Source organism: uncultured Pseudoflavonifractor sp. (assembly GCF_944387275.1).
Lineage (GTDB): Bacteria > Bacillota > Clostridia > Oscillospirales > Oscillospiraceae > Pseudoflavonifractor > Pseudoflavonifractor intestinihominis.
The window spans coordinates 1-10,455 of the sequence record NZ_CALXEG010000074.1; the positions used below are offsets into that span (position 1 = coordinate 1).

Sequence of the window (10,455 nt, forward strand, 5' to 3'; positions counted from 1 at the left end):
GCCCTGAACCGCGAGCTTTCGGAGATTCCCGATGCCCGCAAATCGGTTGCGCCCATTGACAAGGCGGAGGCCTCCAAAGTGCTGGCGCAGTATCTGGCGGATGTGGTGCAAAAGGGCCTGGAGAATGTGTTGGACAACGGCGGGGACATCTCTACGCAGATCGGGCTCGCCAACCAGATCGTAACCCTCATTCAGAATACGACCCAGGAAGCTGACTTTGCCGCGCTGAGCGTTGATCAGCGGGCGGAGCAGCTTCTTGCGCTTTTACGGGAGCAGGATCCCCGGCTGGCAATCGGCAAAACAGCTGCCGATCTGAGTCGGCCGGAGACCTCCATCGCCCAGAGCAGTCTGTTCACCGGGGCTATCCATGAGCCCCAGATGTACACGGAGCTCAAAAAGGAAATCGTCTCCGCCGACCGCATCGACATGCTGGTATCCTTCATCAAGTGGAGCGGCCTGCGGCTCCTGATGGACGAGCTGCGGGAATTTACCCAAAATGGAGGGGAACTGCGGATCATCACCACCTCCTACATGGGAGCCACCGATGTGAAGGCCATTGAGGAGCTACGTGCCCTGGCCAACACCAAAATCAAGGTCAGCTACGATACCAAGCGCACCCGGCTCCACGCCAAGACCTATGTCTTTTACCGGAATACCAGCTTCACCACCGCCTATGTGGGCTCCTCCAACCTATCTAATGCCGCCATCTCCAGCGGACTGGAGTGGAATGTGAAGATCACCCGTAGAGATCTACCGGAAACCATCGATAAGATCGCCGCCACATTTGAGAGCTACTGGAGCTCCAACGAATTTGAGTACTACTCCGAGGATCAGAAGGAGCGACTGGCCCGGGCGCTGAAAGCGGAAAAATACTTCGACGCCAACAACGCCGAAGTCTACACCATGGATATTGCGCCCTACTCTTACCAGCAGGAGATCCTGGACAAGCTGGAGGCTGAGCGCACTGTTCGGGGCTACACCCGCAACCTGGTGGTGGCTGCCACCGGCACCGGCAAGACAGTGATCTCCGCTCTGGACTATAAGCGCTTCTGCAAGCAGCATCCTGGCAAGGCCTGCCGGCTGCTCTTTGTGGCCCACCGGGAGGAGATCCTGAGGCAGAGCCTGTACACCTTCCGAGCAGTCTTGAAGGACGCCAATTTCGGCGAGCTGTTTGTGGGCAGCTATCGGCCAGAGGGTATTGGCCACCTGTTTTTATCCATTCAGACCTTCAACTCCCAGGATTTCACCGCCAAAACCGCTCCGGATTTTTACGACTACATTGTGGTGGACGAGTTCCACCACGCAGCGGCGCCTACTTACCAGAAGCTACTGTCCTACTACCAGCCTCAGATCCTCCTGGGCCTGACAGCCACTCCGGAGCGTATGGACGGTAAGAGCGTACTGCCCTACTTCAACAACCGGATTGCCGCGGAAATCCGGCTGCCGGAGGCCATCGACCGCAAGCTGCTGTGCCCCTTTCAGTATTTCGGTGTCACCGACACAGTGGATCTGAACACTCTGAAATGGAGTGCCGGCGGCTACGACAAAAATGAGCTTTCCAATCTCTACACCCTCAGCGGTGCCGTGGCCAATCGCCGTGCCGATCTGGTGGTGTCCTCCCTTCTCAAGTATGTGACTGATATCGACGAGGTCAAGGGACTGGGCTTCTGCGTGTCCATCGAGCATGCGGAGTTCATGTGCCGCTATTTCAACAGCCACGGAATTCCATCCATTTTCCTGACCGGGAGATCCTCCGATGAGGGGAGAAAAACCGCCAAGGGGCGGCTGGTGAGCGGCGAGGTGCGCTTCATTTTCGTGGTGGACATCTACAACGAAGGCGTGGACATCCCAGAGGTCAATACGGTGCTGTTCCTGCGGCCCACCGAGTCCCTGACCATCTTCCTCCAGCAGTTGGGCCGTGGTCTGCGGCTGGCGGAGGATAAGGAATGCCTGACCGTGCTGGACTTTATCGGCCAGGCCAACAAGCGGTATAACTTTGAGGACAAGTTTGCCGCCCTGCTGTCCAATACCACTCGCAGCGTGACCCGGGAGATCAAAGACGGGTTTGTCTCCGCGCCCAAGGGCTGCTATATCCAGCTGGAGAAGAAGGCTGCCAAGTACATCCTGGATAACATCCGTGCCTCCTACGGAAATACCGCCGGACTGGTGTCCCGAGCGGCCAGCTTTGCGGAGGACAGCGGTTTGGATCTGACCCTGGCAAACTTTCTGGACTATTATCATTTGGGCCCCAGGGCAATCTACAAGTTTTCCTCCTTCTCTCGCATCTGTGCTCGGGCAGATGTAATTGCAGATTTCAGTGAACCGCTGGAGGAGGTGCTCACGAAAGCCTTTGCCCGATTGGCCGTTGTGGACTCCCAGCGCTGGATTCGCTTTTTGTTGGATCTGCTGCCCCGCCTGGACAATGCGGACTTTGCGACGCTGGATGAGCTGGAACAGCGCATGCTCCAGATGTTCTACGTAACTGTTTGGGGCAAGGCGGCAGAAAGCTGGACATCCGATGAAGTGCTGGACAACCTGTATGCCCTCTCGGACAGTCCCGTGCTGCTGGGCGAGCTTTTGGACCTGCTCCGCTATCGGTATGAGCAGATCGACTTCATTGACGAGCCGGTGGAGCTGGGCTTTGACTGCCCGCTGGACCTCCACTGCACCTATACCCGGGACCAGCTGCTGGTGGCGCTGGATTTCCTGAAACCGGCCACGGTGCGTGAGGGTGTGAAGTGGCTGCCGGAGAAACATCTGGATGTGTTCTTTGTGACGCTGAATAAGGCGGACAAGGACTACTCGCCCACCACCATGTATCACGACTACTCCATCAACGAAAACCTGTTCCACTGGCAGAGCCAGAGCACCACAGCGGCGGACTCTCCCACCGGTCAGCGGTACATCCACCACCGGGAACGTGGGAGCAAGGTGCTGCTGTTTGTTCGGGAGTTCAAGGCGGACCGGATTACCGGAGGCGCTGAGGCCTATACCTTCCTGGGCACAGCTAACTACGTGAAGCATAGCGGGAGCAGGCCGATAAATATTACCTGGAAGTTGGATCGACCCATTCCAGCGAAGTTTTTGAAGAAGACAAATAAATTGGTGGTGGGATAAATGACAGAGGTAGTAGCAGCCCTGATTTGGGATGAAAACAAGTTTATGATATGCCAGCGTCCAGCCCATAAAGCCCGAGGGCTGCTGTGGGAGTTCGTCGGTGGCAAGGTAGAGCCAGGAGAAACCAAGGAACAGGCACTCATCCGGGAATGCCAAGAAGAACTGGCTATTACTCTGGACGTAGGCGAGGTGTTCATGGATGTGGTTCACGAATACCTGGATCTTACGGTTCACCTGACGCTTTTTCATGCGACCATCCGTGAGGGTACCCCCCAGAAATTGGAGCACAATGACATCCGTTGGATTACGGTGGATGAGATTGATCAGTACGAGTTCTGCCCGGCGGATGAGGAAATTTTGAGGAGGCTGAAGGATGCCTATTAAAGCCTATCACAAGCTGGTGAGGGATCGCATTCCAGAGATTATTGAAGCAGACGGAAAAATCTGTGTCTGCGAAACACTTACTGATGAGGACTACATACATCTTCTGGACCAGAAGCTGAACGAGGAACTGGCGGAATATCAGGAGAGCAAATCTCTGGAAGAACTCGCCGACCTTCTGGAGGTCATGCAGGCGGTCGTGAAAGCCCGGGGCTGGACGCTGGAAGAATTGGAGCAGGTGCGGGCGGACAAGGCTGACAAACGGGGTGGATTTGAAAAGAAAATTCTTTTGAAAGAAGTGCGGGAAAAGGAGCCTTCTGATGGATGAAAAAGACGATTTAATGGCCAGAACCATGGTAGAAAATTTGAGCATCGGCATTAACCCTCTCACAGGCAGAGCACTTCCACCGTCGGATTGCTGCGCCAACGAGGTGGTACAAGAAGCGCTAAAGGCGGTATTGGAGCATTGTTCTCTGGAATCCTATGCCTCTATTCTGGAGCGGCAGAGAAAAGAGAAAGAGGCGGCTCAAAAGGAGAAAAAAGAACGCCGAAAAACTCAATACCCGAATACCGGGAAGTCGTGGTCCAGAGAGGAAAGCGAGAAACTCTATGACTTGTACTTTCGGAGAAAGAATAACATCTGGCAAATCGCAAACATCTTGAAAAGAACACCTGGAAGTGTCTCAACTCATTTGAAAAAATTTGGATATTGATTGTGAGGTGATCTCCATGTCTACCTACCGCTCCGCCTCCGGCAGCAGTGCCGAGGATCTGTTTATCGAACTGTTCTCCGACACTTTTGGCGCTGAGAAAGCTGGCTATCTCTACTCCCAATACCCCTTCTCCGACATCTATCAGAACAGCCGATTTGCTGACTTTCTGATTGAAAATGGCGGACGGAAAGTGGCTATCGAGATCGACGATGAGGCATCCCACAACCCCAAGCTGATCTCCCAGAACAAGTTCTATGATGACCTGCTCAAGCAGAACAGCATGGTCTACCTGGGCTGGGATGTGTACCGCTGGGCGGTGCGGCAGATGCAGCAGCAGCCGGAGACCGTCAAGGACGAACTGCGGGTATTCCTGGGGCAACACCCCAGCTTCAAGGAAATTGAGGACTATCTCCCCACCCAGCGGGGCAAGTCCCTGGACGGCTCTCAGTTGGAGCTGAAGGAACATCAGAAACAGGCTTTGGCATCGTTGGAGGAAATGCGCTGCAACTTCGAGACCATCGCCTTGCTCTATCACGCCACCGGCACCGGCAAGACGGTGACCGCCGTCATGGATGCTAAGCGGTTTGGCAAACGGACGCTGTTCCTGGCCCACACGGTGGAACTGGTAGACCAGGCCACAAAGGCCTTCCGGGAGCTGTGGCCCAGAGCCACGGTGGGACGGTATGTGGAGAGCATGAAGCAGGGCAACGCCTTTGTGGTCTGCGGCAGCATCCAGAGCGTGGCTCTGAACCTGGAGCGGTTCAAACCGGATGACTTCGGATACATCATTGTGGACGAGGCCCACCACGCCTCTGCCGATACATATCAGAAGGTCCTGTCCTATTTCACACCGGAATTTACCCTGGGGCTGACGGCCACGCCGGAGCGGGCCGACGACAAGAACATCCTGGACATCTTCAAAAACACCGCCCACAAACTGGACATCCAGACCGCCGTGGAGATCGGTGAACTGGTGCCGGTGCGGTGCATCCGCATCCACACCAATATCGATTTGACCAAGGTTCGGTTCAACAGCGTCCAATATAACATCCGGGATCTGGAGAGCAAGATCTATGTGCCGGAGCGAAACCAGCTGATCGTGGACACCTGGCTCCAGTATGTTAAGGACAAGCGGACGGTTATCTTCTGTGCCTCTGTCAAACACGCCCAGGAGATCGCCGGTCGGCTCCACGACGCCGGTGTGGCCGCTGAGGCCGTATCCGGAGAGGTCAAAGCCAGTGACCGCCGGGAGGTGCTGGCCCGGTTTGAGAAGGGCGAGACCATGGTGCTGTGCGCCTGTGATCTGCTCAACGAGGGCTGGGACTGTCCGGCCACGGAAGTGCTGTTCATGGCCCGGCCCACCATGTCCAAGGTGCTCTATACCCAACAACTGGGCCGCGGTATGCGGCTGGCTCCTGGCAAGGAGAGCCTGATGGTCTTTGACTTCGTGGACAACGCCAGCCAGTACAACATGCCCTATTCCATGCATCGGCTGTTCCGCCTGAAGGAGTACAAGCCCGGTGCCCTGGTGCTGGGCACAAAACAGCAGAAAACCGCCGAACAGGGCCTCTACGACCGGGGCGAGCGTCCGGATGCCCTCATCGACTGGCCGGTGGATGCCCTGGACTACGAATTAGTGGATGTTTTCAACTGGCAGGAGGAGGCCGCTGGCATGATCTCTCAGATGGAGTTCGTCCGCCGGGTGGATGTGCAGACGGAGACCATCGAGCGGTATGTCAGGGATGGCCTGCTGGTGCCCGATCTGGTGGTGCCTATGAGCGAGCACCGGACCTTTAAATATTTCAAGGAGGAAACTCTCCAAAAATATGCGGAGCAGTACGGCTGGACGCTCATCGACGACTCCAACCGCAAGGATCTGTTTCTGGATATGGTGCGGCAGATGGACATGAGCTACTCCTACAAGCCGGTGCTGCTCAAGGCTGTGCTGTTGTTAGCCGACGACAAAGGCCGGGTGAAACTCAGCGACATCGTCACCTACTTCCGGGAGTTCTATGAGGCCCGCCGGGTGGCTGGGCTGGTGGTGGAGAAGGCCAACAGCATCTACGCCAAGGGCGGCTATACCGACGCCCAGGCCCAGCGGAACATCCTGTCTAACCCGTTCAAGCGGTTCGAGGATATGCAGATGCTCCACCATACCAAGACTCTGGGCGTAATCCAGGTGGACGAGTCCGTCTGGAAAAAGCTTACCCGGGAAGAGAAGCGGGAAATTGAACAAATTTGTTTCGAGAAGCTGGAGCAATATTACCGTCGGTTAAATCAGTAATTTGACAATATGGAGTATTTAGCACCTCAAAACATCCAGTATTTTCAAACAGTTGATGATCTATTTACAAAGAGGCTGCAGCAGGATAGCTATAGCCAACCATAACGATTTGGAAGAAGCGCATAGAAAACATATTAGATAAACATCTATCACGGAGGAACGCTATGAGTGATAAATTCATTTACAGACTGGATGATGAAATATCTTTCAGGAAATGTTCACTTTTTGATGAATGTAATACCGACCACGGAGATTGTACGAACTTCCGCATAAAGGAATTTCATTTTTGCGATAACTATTTCTGTAACCAGGAAGGAATACATTTCCACTGTACTAAGCATCCTGAAATTGAATTAGACTATGATAATGACTTTGATGGCGATGTATTGACCTGCCCAAAATGCAAAAATCAAATTGAAATTGGTAGCACAAAGGCTCTGATTTCTCGCTGTCTAAGAGTGCTGAATCGTGAAATATTCAAAGATGCAACTCTCATCCGTTTAGATGACTGGTACACACCGGAAATTAAAGAAAAAATCAAACCCACTCCTGATTATCGTCTTACAACAAATGTTAAGACCGATAAAGATGGGGATACGATTATTATTCTTTATGTCAGTTATGTCGGTACCGGCAATAAAGTGCAATATTTTATCAAACCAGAAAAAGGTCAACTCACAAGCGACCACAAAGATTTGGATCCGGCAAAGATTATTTCAAAAATTGAGGTTACGCTTAAAAATCGTATTTTAACACAATCGTATCACGAAGAACAATAAGGATGATTTAGTTCATGAATATTAACAACATCAATGTAAACAAGTATCCGGTCTCGCAGGTATTTGATCCAGAATCGAAGGTAATATTTGAAATTCCGAAGTATCAGCGTGAGTACACTTGGGGCTCCAGAGAATGGGAAGCCCTGTTTGACGACCTTACCGAAAATGATGACGGATACTTCCTTGGCTCTATCATCTGCATCAACTCTGCCACGGATACGATCAATGCACCAAAGTTCGAAGTTGTTGATGGTTAACAACGACTGATTACACTCAGTTTGTTCTTTGCTGCACTCTATACCACCATGAATTCATACAAAGACATTCTGGATGAAGATCAGCAGTCTGATATTCTTCAACTCAAGCGTAAGTTAGTGCTGAAGAAAACACAGTCTGATATTCGTGTTGTCCCACAGATTCAAGGTAGTAACCATGATGATTTTATGGGCCTCCTCGCTAAAATCGGTATTATTCCAAAACACCCCATACCCAAATTTGCTGGGCTCAGAAGAATTGAGAAAGCTTACAATTATTTCAAAAAGCGCATTGACACTGTCTTGGATGACACTTGCGACAAAGTCTTTACAATGTTCAGAATTCTCGAAAAAGTCAACTCTGCGATCCTCGTTATGATTGAGGTTTCAAACCATGCGGATGCGTACACCCTGTTTGAATCTTTGAATAATAGGGGTACGCCTCTAACATCGGTCGACCTCATTAAAAATCTTCTTTTGTCTCGGTTAGATATCAATGGTAACGGAAATATTGATTATTACTTCTCCTGTTGGACAGGAATCCTTTCCGAACTTGGTGAAGAATATTCGGATCAGGAGCGTTTCTTCAGGCAGAACTATAACGCGTTCAGGAAAAAACTTAATGGCCCTTTCTATAAAGGAGACCGTCAGTACCCTCTCGGTACCATTGCAACACGGTCTACAATGCTGGATATCTATGAAAAGATTATCACTAAGAACCCTGTTGCCGCTCTGAATGAACTCGCCGAAAATGCCGCAATCTATGCCGGTATTATATTAAACAAAACGGATAATCTTTCGGAGAAACAACACGAAAGCTATCTGGACCTTCAACGCGTCCAAGGCGCTCCGTCCTACCTGCTTATTATGTATCTGATCAAGCAGCAGGATAGTCTCGGTGTGACTGATGACGATGTCGTTAAGATTTGCAAATTGCTGGTCAACTTTTTTGTCCGTCGTAATCTTACAGACACGCCACCTACTCGTGATCTAACCCGAATCTTCATGTCATTTATTGAGAATATTGAACAGAATGATTGCCACGGATCAGATATTTATTCGAGCCTACGTGATATGCTGATCTCCGTTTCTGCTTCGGATAAATTTTTTGAAGAAAAATTGCGAGGTCCAGTTTACGATGAAAACAGTAGTGCTACCCGTTTTATCCTCTGTATGATGGCAAAGCGCGGAATGACTCGTGAAAATGCGCATGATCTCTGGAGGAAGACAAACAGCAATCAATATGTTTGGTCCATTGAACATATTTTTCCACAGGGTCCGAATATTCCAGACTGTTGGGTGGATATGATTGCTGGTGGTGACCGAGAAAAAGCAAAGGAATATCAATCGCTTTATGTACATACACTGGGAAATCTCACAATTACCGGATACAATAGCACGTTGAGCAATAAAGCCTTCGCCGAAAAGAAGGAACGCAAAGACAACAACGGCCAGTACATCGGTTACCGCAATGGACTTAATCTAAACTACGACATCTGTGACAAGAGTGAGTGGACAGTGGATATTATTAAAGCCCGGACAGATCGCATGGTGAAAGAAATCATGGCGATGTTTGCGCTGTAGGACAAAGGAGCAACCATTTCACCGTGTGGGGAAAAATTGGCGGCAAATCCAAAGGAGTTGGCTCAAAAAAAGATATGGTCAACTTCCGTTTCCTTAACAAGACACTTTCTATAGAAATACTAAGAAGTCCAATTTTGATTAAAATTTAATTAAAAAAGGCTGTTGTATAAATTCAGTTCTCTACAATCCTGGAATATGTGTGGCTCGAGTTAATTAGGCATCAAATTATAAAGCGTCGTTCAAGCAGATGTTATTGCAAAGGCTCCGCCATGTGTCATTTCAATTTCATGTGATCTAACAGTCTTGCTGAGATGTAGAAAAAGGAGCGATGCAAAATGAATGTCATCTGCTTCGGTGATTCCAACACCTACGGATACGATCCCCAAGGCTATTTCGGTGGGCGCTATGATGCGGACAGCCGGTGGGTAGACATCCTGGCTATGGAGACCGGGTGGACAATCTCCAACATGGGTCAGAACGGCCGGGAGATTCCGTCTGCAGATCCCGACTTCCCTGCTGACACAGATCTGCTGATCGTCATGCTGGGGACCAATGATCTGCTCCAGGGGTGTAGGCCTGAGCAGGCCGCTGAGAGATTGGAGCGGTTTCTCTCAGGCATCCCTCTGGACCGAAGCAAGATCCTACTGATCGCACCGCCGCCAATGACTCTGGGCGAGTGGGTGCCCAGCCAGCAACTCATTGATGACTCCCATACCTTTGCCAAGTGCTGTCAGGCCCTGGCGGAGCAACTGGATATTCGCTTTGCCAACGCCGGAAACTGGGGTATTTCCCTGGCCTATGACGGCGTACACTTCACAGAGCAGGGCCACAAAGCCTTTGCCGCCGGACTTCTGGAGGAACTCAAATGAAACGAATTTTACCTCTGCTGCTTTGCCTACTGCTACTGACTGGATGCGGTGGAAACACCTCGGACAGCTCCTATGAGCAGATCACCCAGGAAGAAGCCAAAGAAATGATGGATACCCAGGAGGTCATCATCCTGGATGTGCGGGAGCAGGACGAATATGATAGCGGCCACATCCCCGGTGCTGTCCTGCTACCGGTAGGCACGATTGACGAGAACACTGCCGCCGAGGTGATTCCGGAGAAGGACTCCACGGTGCTGGTCTACTGCCGCAGTGGAAACCGTAGCAAGACCGCGTCCTCTACTCTGGCAGACCTGGGCTACACCGACATCTACGAATTCGGCGGCATCAATACCTGGCCCTATGAGACAGAGCCATAAGTGTAACGGAAGCCTGTAAACAGCACAAAATCTACATCGCCTATACAAAGAATACGGGACCGGCTTTTGTAAGCCGGTCCCGTATTCTTTTTCTTGT

At 51.2% G+C, this 10,455-nt stretch carries 9 protein-coding genes and 1 pseudogene; all 10 read left to right on the forward strand.

The genetic code is table 11. From position 1 onward, the window contains the following. Positions 1 to 3: 3 nt before the first annotated feature. The 10 genes and pseudogenes from Q0K23_RS12645 (at position 4) to Q0K23_RS12690 (ending at position 10,358) form a co-directional block, all read left to right on the forward strand. On the forward strand, positions 4 to 3,117 hold the full coding sequence (locus Q0K23_RS12645; RefSeq protein ID WP_294522984.1) for a DUF3427 domain-containing protein: 3,114 nt from the start codon (positions 4 to 6) through the stop codon (positions 3,115 to 3,117). Beyond that, entirely contained in the window at positions 3,118 to 3,501 is a 384-nt protein-coding gene (locus Q0K23_RS12650; RefSeq protein WP_204870614.1) for a (deoxy)nucleoside triphosphate pyrophosphohydrolase, read from the forward strand. Continuing rightward, the gene (locus tag Q0K23_RS12655; RefSeq protein ID WP_294522964.1) at positions 3,491 to 3,826 is read left to right on the forward strand and encodes a nucleoside triphosphate pyrophosphohydrolase; all 336 of its coding nucleotides are present in this window, start codon (positions 3,491 to 3,493) and stop codon (positions 3,824 to 3,826) included. Before Q0K23_RS12650 ends, Q0K23_RS12655 begins: the two co-directional genes overlap by 11 nt. Continuing rightward, positions 3,819 to 4,211 (forward strand): hypothetical protein, encoded by a 393-nt coding sequence (locus Q0K23_RS12660; RefSeq protein ID WP_087372969.1) that lies wholly within the window; start codon positions 3,819 to 3,821, stop codon positions 4,209 to 4,211. The genes Q0K23_RS12655 and Q0K23_RS12660 overlap by 8 nt, the downstream gene beginning before the upstream one ends. A gap of 16 nt (positions 4,212 to 4,227) precedes the next feature. Beyond that, positions 4,228 to 6,495 (forward strand): DEAD/DEAH box helicase, encoded by a 2,268-nt coding sequence (locus Q0K23_RS12665; RefSeq protein ID WP_294522972.1) that lies wholly within the window; start codon positions 4,228 to 4,230, stop codon positions 6,493 to 6,495. 164 nt (positions 6,496 to 6,659) lie between these two features. Further along, complete coding sequence (locus Q0K23_RS12670) at positions 6,660 to 7,274, forward strand: hypothetical protein (protein WP_294522975.1); 615 nt, start codon at positions 6,660 to 6,662, stop codon at positions 7,272 to 7,274. Between the two features lie 14 nt (positions 7,275 to 7,288). Next, a pseudogene (locus Q0K23_RS12675) lies at positions 7,289 to 7,996 on the forward strand (DUF262 domain-containing protein); the annotation flags it as partial. 606 nt (positions 7,997 to 8,602) lie between these two features. Beyond that, on the forward strand, positions 8,603 to 9,112 hold the full coding sequence (locus Q0K23_RS12680) for an HNH endonuclease family protein (RefSeq protein WP_294522987.1): 510 nt from the start codon (positions 8,603 to 8,605) through the stop codon (positions 9,110 to 9,112). A gap of 335 nt (positions 9,113 to 9,447) precedes the next feature. After that, positions 9,448 to 9,981, forward strand: coding sequence for a GDSL-type esterase/lipase family protein (locus Q0K23_RS12685; RefSeq protein ID WP_294522978.1), 534 nt, complete (start codon positions 9,448 to 9,450; stop codon positions 9,979 to 9,981). Beyond that, on the forward strand, positions 9,978 to 10,358 hold the full coding sequence (locus tag Q0K23_RS12690; protein WP_294522981.1) for a rhodanese-like domain-containing protein: 381 nt from the start codon (positions 9,978 to 9,980) through the stop codon (positions 10,356 to 10,358). Before Q0K23_RS12685 ends, Q0K23_RS12690 begins: the two co-directional genes overlap by 4 nt. The last annotated feature ends 97 nt before the right edge of the window (positions 10,359 to 10,455 follow it).

Bases quoted from the DNA above. Each gene is read 5' to 3' on its own strand.
- Q0K23_RS12650 (WP_204870614.1), top strand. From the start codon at position 3,118: ATGACAGAGGTAGTAGCAGCCCTGATTTGGGATGAAAACAAGTTTATG.
- Q0K23_RS12655 (WP_294522964.1), top strand. From the start codon at position 3,491: ATGCCTATTAAAGCCTATCACAAGCTGGTGAGGGATCGCATTCCAGAG.
- Q0K23_RS12660 (WP_087372969.1), top strand. From the start codon at position 3,819: ATGGATGAAAAAGACGATTTAATGGCCAGAACCATGGTAGAAAATTTG.
- Q0K23_RS12665 (WP_294522972.1), top strand. From the start codon at position 4,228: ATGTCTACCTACCGCTCCGCCTCCGGCAGCAGTGCCGAGGATCTGTTT.
- Q0K23_RS12670 (WP_294522975.1), top strand. From the start codon at position 6,660: ATGAGTGATAAATTCATTTACAGACTGGATGATGAAATATCTTTCAGG.
- Q0K23_RS12680 (WP_294522987.1), top strand. From the start codon at position 8,603: ATGCTGATCTCCGTTTCTGCTTCGGATAAATTTTTTGAAGAAAAATTG.
- Q0K23_RS12685 (WP_294522978.1), top strand. From the start codon at position 9,448: ATGAATGTCATCTGCTTCGGTGATTCCAACACCTACGGATACGATCCC.
- Q0K23_RS12690 (WP_294522981.1), top strand. From the start codon at position 9,978: ATGAAACGAATTTTACCTCTGCTGCTTTGCCTACTGCTACTGACTGGA.